Source organism: Gemmatimonas sp. UBA7669, assembly GCF_002483225.1.
GTDB lineage: Bacteria > Gemmatimonadota > Gemmatimonadetes > Gemmatimonadales > Gemmatimonadaceae > Gemmatimonas.
This window is the reverse complement of the sequence record NZ_DLHL01000024.1, coordinates 1-15002: the sequence shown is the minus strand read 5'-3', so window position 1 is coordinate 15002 and position 15002 is coordinate 1. Positions and strand designations below refer to the sequence as shown.

The 15002-nt window shown below is 66.6% G+C and carries 12 protein-coding genes; 9 read left to right on the top strand and 3 right to left on the bottom strand.

Features of this window, described 5'->3' with window-relative positions; translation table 11 throughout:
- Window positions 1–90 precede the first annotated feature (90 nt).
- The 4 genes from mpaA to B2747_RS06870 all read left to right on the top strand — a co-directional run bounded on the left by mpaA (window position 91) and on the right by B2747_RS06870 (window position 5003).
- Entirely contained in the window at window positions 91–789 is a 699-nt protein-coding gene (mpaA, locus tag B2747_RS06885; RefSeq protein WP_291158329.1) for a murein tripeptide amidase MpaA, read from the top strand.
- Complete coding sequence (locus B2747_RS06880) at window positions 786–2015, top strand: nucleoside recognition domain-containing protein (RefSeq protein ID WP_291158327.1); 1230 nt, start codon at window positions 786–788, stop codon at window positions 2013–2015. Before mpaA ends, B2747_RS06880 begins: the two co-directional genes overlap by 4 nt.
- A 110-nt stretch (window positions 2016–2125) precedes the next feature.
- Entirely contained in the window at window positions 2126–2722 is a 597-nt protein-coding gene (locus B2747_RS06875) for an RNA polymerase sigma factor (RefSeq protein WP_291158326.1), read from the top strand.
- The gene (locus tag B2747_RS06870; protein ID WP_291158324.1) at window positions 2715–5003 is read left to right on the top strand and encodes a TlpA family protein disulfide reductase; all 2289 of its coding nucleotides are present in this window, start codon (window positions 2715–2717) and stop codon (window positions 5001–5003) included. Before B2747_RS06875 ends, B2747_RS06870 begins: the two co-directional genes overlap by 8 nt.
- Here B2747_RS06870 and B2747_RS06865 read toward each other — a convergent pair.
- Window positions 4997–6997 (bottom strand): erythromycin esterase family protein, encoded by a 2001-nt coding sequence (locus B2747_RS06865; protein WP_291158321.1) that lies wholly within the window; start codon window positions 6995–6997, stop codon window positions 4997–4999. The two genes, B2747_RS06870 and B2747_RS06865, sit on opposite strands and share 7 nt — an antisense overlap.
- Before the next feature lie 219 nt (window positions 6998–7216).
- Between B2747_RS06865 and B2747_RS06860 the strand changes: the two genes are divergently transcribed.
- Together B2747_RS06860 and B2747_RS06855 are read left to right on the top strand one after the other, a co-directional pair.
- Window positions 7217–8755, top strand: coding sequence for a S41 family peptidase (locus tag B2747_RS06860; RefSeq protein ID WP_291158318.1), 1539 nt, complete (start codon window positions 7217–7219; stop codon window positions 8753–8755).
- Complete coding sequence (locus B2747_RS06855; RefSeq protein ID WP_291158317.1) at window positions 8755–9390, top strand: HAD hydrolase-like protein; 636 nt, start codon at window positions 8755–8757, stop codon at window positions 9388–9390. The genes B2747_RS06860 and B2747_RS06855 overlap by 1 nt, the downstream gene beginning before the upstream one ends.
- Before the next feature lie 75 nt (window positions 9391–9465).
- Here B2747_RS06855 and B2747_RS06850 read toward each other — a convergent pair whose 3' ends face one another.
- Window positions 9466–10386, bottom strand: coding sequence for an endonuclease/exonuclease/phosphatase family protein (locus B2747_RS06850; protein ID WP_291158315.1), 921 nt, complete (start codon window positions 10384–10386; stop codon window positions 9466–9468).
- Between the two features lie 76 nt (window positions 10387–10462).
- Here B2747_RS06850 and B2747_RS06845 point away from each other — a divergent pair, with 76 nt between their 5' ends.
- Window positions 10463–10948, top strand: coding sequence for a tRNA (cytidine(34)-2'-O)-methyltransferase (locus B2747_RS06845; protein ID WP_291158312.1), 486 nt, complete (start codon window positions 10463–10465; stop codon window positions 10946–10948).
- Here B2747_RS06845 and B2747_RS06840 read toward each other — a convergent pair.
- Window positions 10945–12591: an amidase gene (locus B2747_RS06840; protein WP_291158310.1), complete on the bottom strand. Its 1647-nt coding sequence runs from the start codon at window positions 12589–12591 to the stop codon at window positions 10945–10947. The genes B2747_RS06845 and B2747_RS06840 overlap by 4 nt on opposite strands.
- Window positions 12592–12698: 107 nt before the next feature.
- Here B2747_RS06840 and B2747_RS06835 point away from each other — a divergent pair, with 107 nt between their 5' ends.
- Window positions 12699–13307: a M91 family zinc metallopeptidase gene (locus B2747_RS06835; protein ID WP_291158308.1), complete on the top strand. Its 609-nt coding sequence runs from the start codon at window positions 12699–12701 to the stop codon at window positions 13305–13307.
- A 150-nt stretch (window positions 13308–13457) separates the two neighbouring features.
- A complete protein-coding gene (gene argG / locus B2747_RS06830; RefSeq protein ID WP_291158305.1) occupies window positions 13458–14789 on the top strand; it encodes an argininosuccinate synthase in 1332 nt (443 codons plus the stop codon).
- Window positions 14790–15002 lie beyond the last annotated feature (213 nt).

Sequence of the window (15002 nt, the reverse complement as noted above, 5' to 3'; positions counted from 1 at the left end):
GCGTGATGGACGTGGCATGAGGCGGCGCGGCGCGGGGCCGCCATGTAGCTTGCAGCGGTCCCCGTTTGCACATCCCGCCGCCGCACCCCCATGCCGCTTCGTCCGCGCACTGCCTGGGGCACGCACGCCGTGCCGCCCACCATCTATGGTCGTTCCGTTCTCGGTCTGCCGCTCGAGGTCTGGCGGCCCACGGGGCGCTGCGAGCTGCTCATCTTTGCGGCCATTCACGGGGAAGAGCCGGAGACCACCTGGGCGCTCTCGCGGGCGCTGCGTCAACTGGAGGGGGCACCGGAGCACGCGGCGGTGGTGCTGGCCGCCAACCCCGACGGCCTCATTCGTGGCACACGCGCCAATGCCAACGGCGTGGACCTCAATCGCAACTTCCCCACGAGCACCTGGCGCGCCGGACCGGTAACCTGCCGAGCCACCATCGATCTGCCCAGCGATGTGCAACTGAGCCCCGGCTCGGCGCCGGGCTCGGAACCGGAAACGCAGGCCCTGCTGGCATTGATTGGGGAGCTCAAGCCCGAGGTGGTGATTGCCCTGCACGCGCCACTGGCCTGCATCGACGATGCCAACGCCAGCGCGCTGGGGCAGCGACTTGCGGCACGCACGGGCATGCCGCTGGTGCGCGACGTGGGCTATCCCACGCCGGGTTCGTTCGGCACCTGGGGCAGCGAGAACGGCGTGCCGGTCATTACCTACGAGTATCCCGTCATCGCCAACGAAGACCTCATGGCCATGCACGTGCCTGTGCTGGTGGAACTGCTCACGGGCACCCTGCCATGACACTCAACTACATCTGGCTGGGCTTCTTTCTCACCGCACTGCTGGTGGGCGTGGTCAAGCTCCTTGGTGGCGACGCCTCGGCGTTTGCTGCCATGACGCAGGCCACCTTCGATTCGGCCAAGACCGGATTCGACATCTCCATTGGCCTGACCGGTGTGCTCACGCTGTGGCTGGGCCTCATGAAGGTGGGCGAGGCCGGCGGGGCCATTGGCGTGGTGGCCAAGATCGTGAGTCCGTTCTTCCGTCGGCTCTTTCCCGAGGTGCCGCCCGATCATCCGGCGCTCGGGTCCATCATCATGAACTTCTCTGCCAACATGCTGGGCCTCGACAATGCGGCCACGCCGCTCGGGCTCAAGGCCATGAATGAATTGCAGACACTCAATCCGGAGAAAGACACGGCCACGAATGCGCAGATCATGTTCCTGGTGCTCAACACCTCGGGCCTGACGCTCATTCCCATCAGCATCATGGTGTATCGTGCCGAACTGGGCGCGGCCAATCCGGCCGATGTGTTTCTTCCCATTCTCATCACCACCTACTTCGCCACCCTCGCCGCGCTCGTTGGCGTGGCGCTCGTGCAGCGCATCAATCTGCTCGACCCGGTGTTGCTGGGCTGGCTGGTTGGCGTCACGGCGCTGGTGAGCGCGATCGTATGGGGCTTCTCCAGCATGCCACGCGAACAGGTGCAGATCATCTCCAACACCGTGGCGAATGTCACGCTCATTGGCGTCATCTGCAGCTTCCTCATCATGGCGCTGGTGCGGAAGGTGAACGCCTACGAGGCCTTCATCGAAGGCGCCAAGGAAGGCTTTCAGGTGGCCATTCGCATCATTCCGTATCTCGTGGCGCTGCTGGTGGCCATTGGTGTGTTTCGCGCGTCGGGTGCGCTGGACCTGCTCACGCAGGGCCTGGCCAAGGTGCTGGCGCTCTTCGGTGTGGACGACCGCATCATTCCCGCGTTGCCCACCGCGCTCATGAAGCCGCTGTCGGGCAGCGGCGCGCGGGGCATGATGGTGGACGCCATGAAGACCTACGGCGCGGATTCCTTTGCGGGTCGCCTGTCGGCCACCTTCCAGGGCGCCACCGACACGACGTTCTACATTCTCGCGCTGTACTTCGGGTCGGTGGGTGTGAAGAAGACCCGACACGCCGTGTCGATGGGGCTCTTTGCCGACATCGTGGGTGTGATCGTGGCCATCGTGATGGCGTACCTGTACTGGGGATGAAAATCGGCGTGTAACGCCGGCGCTGTGGGCGGCATTGGCCTCATGTCCCCTTCTGTGAGCTGCGCATTCGTCCGCTATCCCGAGGTCGTTCTGCCTCTCTGCCCGCTGACGTGTCCGACTCGGCGACCGACCCGCTGAGTCAGCGGGCCGCGTCGCTGGTGCCGGCGGTTCGCGCCGGGAGCCCCGAGGCCTTGGGCGCCCTGTACGACCTGACGTCGGGGCGCCTGCGGCTGGTGGCGCGCCGCGCGATGGCCAATGATGCCGACGCCGAGGACGTGGTGCACGACCTGTTCGTGGGGCTGCCGGAAGCGCTGCGGCACTACCGCGAATCGGGACGCTTCATGTCCTGGCTGGTGACCTGCACCATGCGTCTTGCGCTCATGCGTCGGCGGGCCGGCGCGCGTCGCCGGGAATCCGCATGGGAAGAGGCCGCGGAGCACGTGGCCGGCGCGGCCGCCGTCGACCGGCCTGATCTGGCGCCCGAGGTGGACGAAGCCTATCGCCGCATTGCCGCGCTTCCGGAGGCGCTGCGTGATGTGGTGCTGCTGCGCAGCGAGGGACTCACCCACGCCGAGATCGCGCAGGCGCTCGGCATTTCCGAAGGCAATTCCCGCATTCGCCTGGCGCGTGCGCTCGAGCGGCTGCTGCCGCAGAGCGCGGGTATGCCCGTGGTGCGAGTGCTCACCGAGGACCGGCTCCATGACTGACTCCCGCGAGGCGCCCGACGCCGCCGATCTTGCGCATCCTTCGCTGGCTGCGTGGGAAGACGAGCTCTTTCAGCACGGTCGCATTGCCGATCCGATGCTGCTGCGTCATCAGAGCGCCTGCGCCACCTGCGCCGACACGGTGTCCGCCCTGCAGGCCTGGTCCCGGCAGCTCGCTGACCGCGGTGCGCCCGACGCAACCTCACGCGAGACACACGATCGTCTGAAGGCGCGCATCCTGGCGTCGCGTGCAGCCGGCCTGCGCAGCGTGATTCCCGTGGAGGCTCCGGATCAGGACGAGCGCCTGCCACAGGCACCGCTCGAAGAGTTGCATGCGCCTGCGCGCTCGCGTACCACGCGCTGGTGGGCCCGCTCGTCCGTGCGAGCCGCTGCCGCGGTGCTGGCGGCCATTGGTGTGGTGAGTCTCTGGCGTCAGCCCACAGTGGCGGAGGCCGGCATGGTGGCCGGTTCACTGGAGCTGTCGCCGGCGTTGCCGAAGCGTGGTGACACCGTGCGGGTGACCTACACCAGCGCGGGTCTGCTGGGCAAACCCGCCGTGCTGCATCTGCGGGCGCGCATTCGCACGGTGCACCAAGGCAGCTACAACGAGGGGGTGCCTGTGGTGCAGCTCGCCACCCTGAAACGCACGAGCGGCGATCGCTATACGGCGGAGTTCGTGCTGCCGGACAGTGTGCTCTTCGCGGCACTGGCCGTAGAGGATACGGCGGCCAGTGCCGTGGATGACTTTGGTGGCCGGGCCTGGGAGGTAATGCGCGCGGGCGCGGATGGACGGCCGCTGCTGGATGCGCTGGAGCAGCGGACGAATGACCTGATGGGGCGCAGCTGGGAGGAGGGTATCGCCACGGCGCGCGAGAAGGTGCAGTTGTATCCCGACTCCGTGCGCTCGTGGAGTTCCCTCGCGTTCTATGAACGTGCGATGGGTCTGGAGAACGACAGCACGCTGCGCATGCATGCCCGGCAGGCCAACAGATTCTCCGAGCGCATGCTTGCCGGCACGCTGCCTGCGCAGGCTGGTCAGCTGTACTGGTATGCACGTGGAACACCGGATTCCGTGTTGACGGCGGCATGGCGCGTGCGCCTCCTGCGCGACACACCGAAGGATGGTTTTGCGGTGCAGGAGCGCACCATCGACATCTTCCGCACGCATTGGGCATCCAAGGACTCCGCAGGGGCCGTGGCGGCGCTTGAAGTGCTGTGGCATGACACGCCACCTGAGCGACGCGCGCAGGTGGCGCAGGTCGCGCACGCCTTCCTTGGCACCACGGCGCAGCATGCGGAGGCCATGCAGCGCTGGACGGCGCGATATCTCGCGGCCGAGTCCACGCTCTATCGTCGGCGCTGGGTGGCGCGGGAATTGTCCCGCGTGGCCGGCCTGCGTGACACGGCACTGGCGCAGTTCACCGCGTTGACGGCGACGTTGGCGCAACCGGATGATCGGCAGCGGCAGCTGAATGAAACGCGCGCCGACTACTTGCGTCGCCTGTCCGGAGAGCGCGCCATTGTGGAGGCCGAAGTGGGGCGTGTGCTCGCGCAGGGCGGGCGGGCCGCGGAAGCGCTGGCGCGCCTGCGTCGGGTGCCGGACGTGGGGTGGAACGTGGAGGTGTTTGATGTCACGGCCAGCGCCGCGCTGGCGGCCGGAGACACGGCATTGGCCGTGCCGCACTGGGCGCGTCTGGTGATTGACCCACGAACTGCAGCCGCAAAGGTCAAGCGTCTCGATTCGCTCGGGACACGCCACGTGGGGGCCAGCGAATGGGCGGCACTCCTGCAGCGCACCCGACAGGAGATGGCCGAGACGGTCATGGGCCGCGCCCGCCGCCGTCGTGTGGAGCCGTCAGTGGTGACAGCGCTCGACGGACGGGAGACGGCGCTTTCGACGCTGGCCAACGGGCGTCCGATGGTGGTGGTCTTCTGGTCACCACAGTGCGGTCCGGCCGTGGAAGCGCTCCCCGATCTCGAGCTGCTGTCCAGGAGGCTGGCGGCACGGCAGGTGCCCGTGGTGCTGATTGCCGAGCAAACCAGCGCCGACTCCACCCTCACACGGGAACTGCGCAAGGGTGGATTCACGGGCGCCGTCTACCTCGATGCCAAGCGCGAGGCCTACAGAGCCTTTGGCAACTGGGGGACGCCGCAGTTGTACGTGCTCGATCGCGACGGTCGTGTGCTGTTCGACGCCACGTCGAGTGTGGGCGAAACCGAGCTGCGCATGGAGGCGCTGCTGACCAGCACCTCCACGCACACCGGAAGCGCCGGGTCCTACTGAAACGGAAGGAGTGCGCTGGCGCTGGTTGATCGGAACCAGATGATGCCGTCGTAGTCGCCAGGCAACAGCGCCTCCTCGAAGTACGCCGGTGCGGTGGTCGAGGAATACACGGCGCCGATGCTGCGCATGCGCACCGGCCGATCCCGGAGGCCAATGGCCTCCGGGCCCGCCGTCAGGAGCTTTCGGGTATCGAACAGCAATCGTTGGCTGGGACTCTGCTGGAACAGCCACTCGATGCCGGATGAGTCCACACTCTCGATGCTGTGCGTGCGCAACCCGCCACCCACCGCGACCGCGTTGAACGTACCGGTGCCAAAGGTGAAGGCGAGGTTGAGATAGTTGCTGCCGAGCCGGCGCCCGAGATGAAAGCCCATGGTGTTGGGTCGGCGACTCACGTGGTAGTTGTGCGCCCATGCGAAGAAGCGGTCGCCGGTGTGGCGTTTGGTGGCCCATTCGAGATTGTCGGCCATGGCTTCGTCGCGGATGAAGGATCCACCCGAGGTGGCGCCGGCCATGCGCGCCCACTGCCACAGCAGCGTGGCGTACTGCTCCAGCCAATCCACCGTTTCGGCGTCGGCGCGCGTGAGCAGTGCGGGACGGCGCTCTGTCACGGCACGCTGCAGGGCCGACAGGGAGTCCTGGCACAGCGTGCGCGCAAGGACCGTGGTGTTGTTCTGATACTGGGTGCTGATCATGCGCCCGTTGCTCGGGGAGCGTGCGGGATCCAGGCAGGCGGTGATGCGCGCCGCGCGCGCGCCGAGGGTCGTGTCGAGACGGGCGGTAATGCGGCGAACACTGTCCACCGACACGTCGGGTGACTGCATGTCGAAGCCGAGGAATCGCAGACGCGGTTCCCCCACACGCACATTGTAGGCACGCATCCACTCGATGAGATCGAGGACCTCGCGCGTGTTCCAGGTCCAGAACTGCAGACGTGACAGCAGCACCGCCGGATTGCCCACACCATGTGTGACATAGCGATCGACATCCCGCGACTCCGGCATGGTCGCCTCGATGGTGAACCAGCGCAGGCCGTGTCGCTCCACGAGGTATTCGAACACGCGATGCTTCATGCGGAAGAACTCGCGTGTGCCGTGTGTGGCTTCACCCAACGCCACCACCCTCGCCATGCCAACCATGCGTCCGACTTCAGCGAGGTCGTCAAAACCTGCGCCCGGCGCGTCGGTGGTGAAGGGCACGGCGTTGGCATTCAACCAGGTGGCTGCAGAAGCGGAGCCAACGGGCGCCAGCCCTTCGAAGTCCGCGTTCTGCATCTGACCGGGAAAGCGCGCCGCGGCCAGCGTGTTGGCCACGCTGTCGCCGCCAAACGTGGTTGGGGTCGCGCTCCCGGTGGTGGGGACACTGGTGGGGACGGTGTCGAGGCGCAGATCATCCACACGCAGAATGCCTCGGCCATTCAAGAGCGCACCCAGTGTAATGCTGATGGCTTCCTGCGGCACATCGAGCACCACGGCAGCCTCGTGCCACGCAATGGTGCCGGCAATGGGGCGACCGAATCCGATCATGTTGTCAAAGCCGACCGTGCGTGTGGCGGCATCCACGCGCATCCACAGGCCGCCTCCACCGCTGCTGATACTGTCGGCGTAGACCCAGCCGGAGAGTCGCAGCCGCTTGCCGCGATAGCTGGCCGCGTTAATGGTCTGACTCAATTGAATGAACGCGCCGGACGCCGCATTCGTCGTGGTGTTGCGCAGATAGGCCGCCGCCTCACCGGTTCGCCGTTCGCCGCGGTCGAGGCCGCCCTCGTAAATGTCACTGCGGCTGGTGCTGCTGAACCATCCGGGCGGTGTCCCCGGTCGGAAATCCCGTCGGGCAATGGGCGGGGCGGGCGGCGGCGGTGGCGGCGGCGGTGTGGTGGGGGGTGGCTCAGGCTGCGCCGGGGGTGGCTCCGAGGTGGACGAGCACGCCGTGAGCAGAAGTGCCAATCCAAGGCCACAAATGAGGGGCGAGGCGAGGGAATACGGTGGGACCATTGCAACACACTCCAGGAGACACAGTGGTGGGATGCCCTGCGTGCGTTGCTGATACCGGTCCTCCCGGGACGAGTTCCGTGCCCCTTGTCCCCGGCGCGTTGCCCTCGTGTCTGCCCCACCCCAGGCTGGTGACGCCCGGACCGACCCCCGTGGTACTGCAGGCGATCGGCGCAGACGCATGCGCCCATTCTCACCACTGTTGGACTCACCACCCTGTTCATGCCTGCCAACCTGCTGGCCCGCCTCCGTCGTTTGCGTCGCAGCTCCCCCGCCTGGCGCCAGGCCACGGCCGTGACGCTGCTGGTCGTGCCTCTGGCCACGGGCGCCTGGAGTCTGCAGCGCCGTACGGAGCGACACGGACCGGCCCTGCTGGAGCAGGTCATGACGCTGGTCATGCTGCGCTTCAGTGACACGCTGACGGCCAACGCGCTGTACGAGAAGGCCGCGCGTGGTCTCGTGCGCGAACTCAAGGACCCCTACGCCGATCTGCTCACGCCGGCCGACCTGGCCGACTTCGAGCTCACCACCAACGGCAACTACAGTGGGCTCGGTGTGCTGCTCACGCCGCCCATCAATGGCGCGGTCACGGTGGAGAAGGTCTACGACGCCACACCGGCCGCCGAGGCGGGCGTGCAACCCGGCGATCGCATTGTGCGCATCAATGACACCAGCAGTGTTGGCTGGAGCACGGAACGCGTGCATCGCCATCTCGTGGGCGAAGACGGCACACCCGTCGTGGTGACGCTCGAGCGCGCCGGTCTGCCGGAGCCACTCACGCATCGCTTCGTGCGCCGCCGCGTGCATGTGTCGTCGGTGCCGTTTCATCTCATGCTGACACCGGGCATCGGCTACGTGCCCATCACGCGCTTCAGCGACAACACCTCGCGCGAGCTGCGCGATGCCATTGTCTCGCTCAAGCGCGCCGGCAGTCGCAGTCTGGTGCTCGACCTGCGTGGCAATCCCGGCGGTGTGGTGCAGGAGGCCCTGGCCACGGCCAATCTTTTCCTGCCCAAGGGGGCGCCGCTGCTGGAAGTGCGTTCCCGCGAAGGCACCGAGCGCTTTGGCGCCGACTTGGCGCCACTGGTGTCACAGGAGCCGCTGGTGGTGCTGGTGGACGGCGGATCGGCGTCGTCGGCCGAGATCGTGGCCGGGGCGCTGCAGGACAATGGCCGCGCGCTCCTGCTGGGCAGTCGCTCCTACGGCAAGGGGCTGGTGCAGAGTGTGTACGGACTCGACGGCGGCTATGCCCTCAAGCTCACCACGGGCAAGTGGTATACGCCGCAGGGTCGCTCCATTCAGAAGCAGGCCGATGGCAGCGGCGCCATCGCGCCGGATGTTGCGGTGGCGGAAGACACGCTGTCGGCCGGTGAGCTGGCGCTGCGTCAGGTGCTCGCCCCCCATGCCACCACCCTGTTTGGTCACGTGACCAGCATCGCGCAAACGGTGGTGCGGGAGCAGAAGCAGCGTGGCACAGCCATTCGGGCCGACTTTGAGGTGCCGGCGGCGTGGACCGACAGTGTGTTCACGCGGCTCACGCGCGAGTCGGTGCCGGTCACGCGCGCGCAGTTCGACGCGGGGCGCAGCGACATTGCCCGCAGTCTCGCGCATCGTGTGGCCACGCTGGCGCACGGCGATACACTGGCCTTTCGCGTGAGCGCCGGCTGGGACCTGCCGCTCAAGCGCGCCGTGGAGCTGCTCGAGCGCGCACCCAGCACGCCGGCCTTGCTGCGTGCTGCGTCACGTGACACTGTGTCCTGATGGGTCGATACACACACCTTTTGTTTGACTTTGATGGCACACTGGCCGACTCGTTTCCGTTCTTCGTGACGGTGTTCAATCAACTGGCCGCGCGGCATCGCTTCTCGGCGCTTTCGCCGGCAGACATTGAGCGGCTGCGCCATCTCGATGCGCGCACCGTCATGCGCCACGTGGGTCTTCCCATGTGGCGTCTGCCGTTTGTGGCGGACGACTTCCGTCGCCTCATGGCCAGAACGTCACAGAACATTCACCTGTTCGAGGCCACTGATGCGACGCTGCGCCGGCTGCACGAGGCCGGACTGCAATTGGCGGTGGTCACGTCCAACGCACCGGCCACGGTGCATCGGCTGCTGGGCCCCGAGCGCGCGCGTCTGATTTCGCGTGTGGACGGAGGTTCGTCCATTTTCGGTAAGCGCTCGCGCATTCGGCGTGTCATGCGCGAACTGGGCGCGGCGCCGGAGCGCACGCTGTACGTGGGTGATCAGGTCACCGATTTGCAGAGCGCGCGCCGCGCCGGAGTGGCCTTTGGTGCGGTGGGCTGGGGCTATGCGCCGCTCGCCGCCTTTGCGCCGCATGCCCCCGAGCATGTCTTCACCGACATGGCCGATCTTGTGCATCAGGTGCTGGCGACCTGACGCGACTACGCGCCACACGTGCTGCGCCACGCGTGCTGCGCCACGCGTGCAACGCCACCGCGCAGCGCACTCTGCTTACCGCGCGCAGGGCTGGACCTCGGCCAGCACCGGCAGATGATCCGACAGGAAACGTCCGTCCCAGCGATCACTGAGAATGCCGTGACGCCGCACCCGCACGCCGTCGCTCACAAACACAAAATCGATGCGGCGGTCGGGTTCGATGTCCTTGAAGGCGTTCCAGGTGGACAAGGGACCATAGTGTGGCGTGTCGCTCACGTGCAGCGCGTCACGCAGCGGCCGTGACCCGTCGGGCAGTGTGCTCGTGGTGAGCGTGACGTAGGCCGGGTGTGAGGGATTGGCGTTGAAGTCGCCCGTCATGGTGAGCGGCAGGCCATTGGCCAGCGCGCCCAGTCGGCGTCTGATCAGCCGCGCGCTTTCCACGCGCGCGCTGTCGCCCACATGATCGAAGTGTGTGTTGACGTGCACCCAGGTGCAGCCGCTCTGTTTGTCGCGGAACCGCGCCCAGGTGGCAATGCGCTCGAGCGCCGCGTCCCAGCCCTTGCTGCCCACCACATCGGGCGTGGGCGAGAGCCAGAAGGTGCCACTCTCGAGGGCCGTCACCCGCGTGGTGTCGTAGAGAATGGCGCTGAACTCCCCGCGCTCTGCTCCATCGCTGCGGCCCACGCCCACGCGGCGATAGTTGGGCAGCAGCGCGTCGAGTTCACGCAGCATGCTCGCCAGCGCCTCCTGCACACCCACCACCTCGGCGCCATGAAAGCGAATGGCGCCGGCTACGCGATCCCGCCGGAGCGGCCAGGCATTTGGCCCGTCGGCGGGATTGTCGTAGCGCAGGTTGAAGGACATCAGCGCGATCGATGCGGGTGCTGCCGGCTCCGATGGCGTGGTGCGGGTGACCCGGGTGGACACGGAGCAGGCCGCGAGCCCGGAGACCGTGGCGAGCAGCACGACGTGCCGCAGCAGAGAAGGACGAAACATGCGGGAAGTATCGCGTGACGCACTGCATTCCGCACGCACGGTGGCGAAGTGTGGCGTATGCAGGTGAAGTTGTGACATGGCTCTCCACGTCGTGCTGGTTCACCCCGAGATTCACTGGAACACCGGCAACGCCGGCCGCACCTGCGTGGCCACCGGTGCCACGCTGCACCTCATCGAGCCGCTGGGTTTCTCGCTCGACGACCGCGCCGTCAAGCGGGCGGGGCTCGACTACTGGGAGCATGTCGATCTGCGCGTCTGGAAAGACTGGGACACGTTCGAGGCCGAGCTGCCACAGCTTGGCACGCCCTGGTTCTTCAGTACGCGTGGACGTCGGACCTTCTGGGATGCGCCGCTCGGCGAGACGAGCAACACGGTGCTGGTGTTTGGCCGCGAAACCGGTGGCCTGCCCGCCACGCTGCACACGCGCTACGCCGAACAGTTCGTGACCATGCCCATGGCCGAGGGCCCCATTCGCTCGCTCAACCTGTCAACGAGTGTGGGGATTGCGGTGTACGAGACACTGCGCCAACAGCGCGCGGTACAGCGCGAAGGCCCCCGTTAACGCGAACCCACCGCAGCCGGCGGCTTGAAGTGCCGCGACTGCTGTTCGTAGGCGTAGGCCATGGCCAACAGCGCTGCATCGTCTCCGGGTAAACCCACGAAGGACAGATTGCCCAGCGGCATGCCCTGACTGTCATAGCCGGCGGGCACGGAGACTTCGGGCAACCCCATCCAGTTGCCGAAGCCCAGTGGCGTGCGCACGTCGGGCCAGGGGTTGACGGCCAGCGGCGCCGGAAACGGCATGGTGGGATACACCAGCGCATCGATGCGCTCGGCGCGCATGGCACTGGCCAGTTGCGTCACGACCTGCTCGCGCGAGCGCGCAAAGGACACACCCGCCGCATCGTGTTCGTAGGGTGACGTGAGCAACGCTTCGAAGGCCGGCCAGTCGGTGGGCAGCACGTCGTAGAACGCGCGATACGCCGCGTGGCCACGCTGTGCGGCCGCGCGTGCATCCACGCCCTGCCGGGCGAAGTAGCGATAGAGTGCGTTGGCGGTGGCCGCCGGACTATTGGGATTGGGACGCACATTGCCACGCGCGCTGGCCACTTCGGCAAAGCGCTCACGGACATTCACCCGCGTGACCGGCGCGTCGAACACATCCACGATGGCGCCCGCCGTGCGGCAGTCGGCCAACGCCTTATCGAACTGCGCCACGGATTCGGCCGACATCTGCGTGCGCGGCGCATGAATGCTCACGATGCCAAGACGCCGGCCGCGCAGTGCGTCGGGCGTGAACGATGGTTGCACTGCTGTGCGGTTTACACCGGACGTCGTGACCATGGCGCGCATCGTGTCGCGGCCCAGGTCATGCGACAAGGCGTCTTCACCGTCAGCACCCACGAGGGCCCACAGCATCAGCGCCGCGTCCATCACGGAGCGGGCCAGTGGCCCGTGTGTGTCGAGATATGGCCAGGTGGGAATGACACCACTGCGTGGCACCAGACCAAAGCTGGGCTTCATGCCCACCACACCGGTGAACTGCGCGGGGATACGATTGGAGCCGCCATCGTCGGTGCCGAGTGCACTGAAGGCCATGCCGCCTGCTACGACCACGGCCGCGCCGGCACTGGAGCCGCCGGGTGTGCGCTGCGCACTCGCGTCGTAGGGGTTGAGCACCTGCCCCGTGTGTGAACTGGTGCCGTTGCCGCGATAGGCGAAGTCGTCGGCGGCTGTCTTGCCCAGCACCACGGCGCCCGCGGCGCGCAGACGCGCCACCTCCACGGCATCGCGCGGCACTGCGTCGGGAAAGAGACGCACCCATTCCGCACTTGAAGCCGAGGTGGGCTGCCCCTGCAAGTCGTAGATGGACTTGGCAAACACCGGCACGCCATCCAGCGCTCCCAGCAGACGGCCGCGACGCAGGCGTTCGTCAGACGCGCGTGCGTCGGCCAGCGCGGAGCTACTGAGCAAGTCGATGGCCCGCCACGATGTGCCCAGCGTGTTGCACCGATCGAGCGCACGCCGCACGACCTGTTCGGCGGTCAGCTCGCCACGAATTCGCGCGGCCTGGAATGCCGGCGACGTGGCCAGCAGCATGTCCGCAGGTTGCGTGTCTTCCGCGTGCGCAAGCGCGGCGGACAACGACGGGGTGGCGAGGAGTGCGCCAAGGGCGGCGAGGGCTTCGCGGCGGGAACAGGACATGCCTCAAGCTGCGGCCGGTCGCGAGATCGGGCAATGTGGCGCATGTTGTACTCACCGCGCGTGGGCGCCGATGCTCCGCGCGTTCCATCTCATCGGAGTATCCGTCCATGGCCGACACCCCCACTGCCTACGCTGGCATCATCATTCGTACCAAGGCCACCGACTCGAAGGCCTTTGTGCAGCTGGTCAATACCGCGCTCGCCAAGATTGACAGCAAGCCGGTGGGCCAGGCGCTCCTGGCCGGCATCGTGGCGCAGCAGGCCAAGGCCAAGTTCGGCTACACGGTGTGCATCATGCCCAAGGAATCGGTCAAACACAGCTTCGGTCCGCTCATTCGCTGGCGCACCTACGAGGGTGGCTCGATCACGAAGTCGGGTAACGATCAGTCGTCGTCCGACGGCACCGGCGCCATTTCGTCCATCAAGTGGGACCCGAAGAACACCGACACGCCCGACGGCGCCCGGCCGCCGTTCATCGCGCTGGCGCACGAGCTCATTCACTGCCTGTACAACCTCGCGGGCACGTCCAACCTCATCAACGGCGACGTGGGCAAGAAGGCGGACGAGATGCGTGTGACGGGTCTGCGTGGTTTTGAGCAGGAAGCCATCAGCGAGAACAAGATCCGCGGCGAGCATGGTATCGCGTACCGGGTGTCCTACCACGGCAAGTGTTCGGCGCTGGAAGGTTCGCCCGACGAGGCGCTGCTTACTGCCTGAGCTGACGGCCTGTCGGCGGCGGGAAAACCGGGGAAATCGGGGGCCGACATCATGGATCGGCCCCCCGGACGGGTGTAACTTTCGAGGCTGTACCTCGGCAGCCGGCCGTCTGGGCCGGCGCCCGATCCGCCCCGATCCTGCGAGCCAACCGTGGCCAACATTCTCCAGTCTCTCCCCGTCGGCGAAAAAGTCGGCATTGCCTTCTCCGGCGGTCTCGACACGAGCGCGGCGCTGCATTGGATGCGCGCCAAGGGCGCCGTCCCCTTTGCCTACACGGCCAATCTCGGGCAGCCCGACGAGTCCGACTACGAGGAGATTCCGCGCAAGGCCATGGCCTACGGCGCGGAGAAGGCGCGGCTGATCGAGTGCCGCGCGCAGCTGGTGGCCGAGGGGCTGGCGGCGCTGCAGTGCGGCGCGTTTCACATCACCACGGCGGGGCAGACGTACTTCAACACCACGCCGCTGGGCCGCGCGGTCACGGGCACGATGCTCGTGGCGGCCATGCGCGAAGATGGCGTGGACATCTGGGGCGACGGCAGCACGTTCAAGGGCAATGACATTGAGCGGTTCTACCGCTACGGTCTGCTGACGAATCCCAATCTGCGCGTGTACAAGCCCTGGCTCGATCAGCAGTTCATCGACGAGCTGGGCGGCCGCACGGAGATGGCCGAGTACCTCATCAAGGCCGGCTTCGAATACAAGATGTCGGTGGAGAAGGCCTACTCGACGGACTCGAACATTCTGGGCGCCACGCACGAAGCCAAGGATCTCGAGTTCCTCAACAAGGGCATGCACATCGTGCAGCCCATCATGGGTGTGGCCTTCTGGAAGGACGAGGTGGCGATCGCGCGTGAAACCGTGAGCATCCGCTTCGAGGAAGGCTATCCCGTGGCCATCAATGGCCGCGAGTTCGGCAGCGCACTCGAGCTGTTCACCGAAGCCAATGTCATTGGCGGACGCCATGGCCTGGGCATGACGGACCAGATCGAGAATCGCATCATCGAAGCCAAGAGCCGCGGCATTTACGAGGCGCCGGGACTCGCGCTGCTGTTCATTGCCTACGAGCGCCTGGTGACGGGCATTCACAACGAAGACACGATCGAGCAGTACCGCATCAACGGCAAGAAGCTCGGCCGTCTGCTGTATCAGGGACGCTGGCTCGACCCGCAGTCGCTCATGCTGCGCGAAAGCGCGCAGCGCTGGGTGGCCAAGGCGGTCACGGGTGAAGTGACCATCGAGCTGCGTCGTGGCAACGACTACAGCATCATGGACACGTCGAGCCCCAACCTGACGTACAAGCCCGAGCGTCTGACGATGGAGAAGGGACAGGAGTACTTCTCGCCGCTCGATCGCATCGGACAGCTGACCATGCGCAACCTCGACATCATCGATACCCGCGAGAAGCTGGCGGTGTATGCATCGGCGGGGCTGCTTCGCGGATCCGAAACCAACGGCGTGCCGCAACTGCCGTCGGGGGACTGAACTCTCGTCTCCGGCCTCTCGCTTCTCATTTCTGAGCGCTGGGACTTGAGAGGGTGAGAGACCGGTGGCTTCGCCCAGAGGTTGGGAGACCGGACTGAAATAGATGAATGTGATGTGAGCAACAAACGAGATGAGAGATCCGATCGTGGGCGGCTGGGCCTGCGGTCGCGGGTTACCGCGGTTGCAGGTTTGTCTAGTCCTGAAAAATGTCTA

Bases quoted from the DNA above. Each gene is read 5' to 3' on its own strand.
- mpaA (WP_291158329.1), top strand. From the start codon at position 91: ATGCCGCTTCGTCCGCGCACTGCCTGGGGCACGCACGCCGTGCCGCCC.
- B2747_RS06880 (WP_291158327.1), top strand. From the start codon at position 786: ATGACACTCAACTACATCTGGCTGGGCTTCTTTCTCACCGCACTGCTG.
- B2747_RS06870 (WP_291158324.1), top strand. From the start codon at position 2,715: ATGACTGACTCCCGCGAGGCGCCCGACGCCGCCGATCTTGCGCATCCT.
- B2747_RS06865 (WP_291158321.1), bottom strand. From the start codon at position 6,997: ATGGTCCCACCGTATTCCCTCGCCTCGCCCCTCATTTGTGGCCTTGGA.
- B2747_RS06860 (WP_291158318.1), top strand. From the start codon at position 7,217: ATGCCTGCCAACCTGCTGGCCCGCCTCCGTCGTTTGCGTCGCAGCTCC.
- B2747_RS06855 (WP_291158317.1), top strand. From the start codon at position 8,755: ATGGGTCGATACACACACCTTTTGTTTGACTTTGATGGCACACTGGCC.
- B2747_RS06850 (WP_291158315.1), bottom strand. From the start codon at position 10,386: ATGTTTCGTCCTTCTCTGCTGCGGCACGTCGTGCTGCTCGCCACGGTC.
- B2747_RS06845 (WP_291158312.1), top strand. From the start codon at position 10,463: ATGGCTCTCCACGTCGTGCTGGTTCACCCCGAGATTCACTGGAACACC.
- B2747_RS06840 (WP_291158310.1), bottom strand. From the start codon at position 12,591: ATGTCCTGTTCCCGCCGCGAAGCCCTCGCCGCCCTTGGCGCACTCCTC.
- B2747_RS06835 (WP_291158308.1), top strand. From the start codon at position 12,699: ATGGCCGACACCCCCACTGCCTACGCTGGCATCATCATTCGTACCAAG.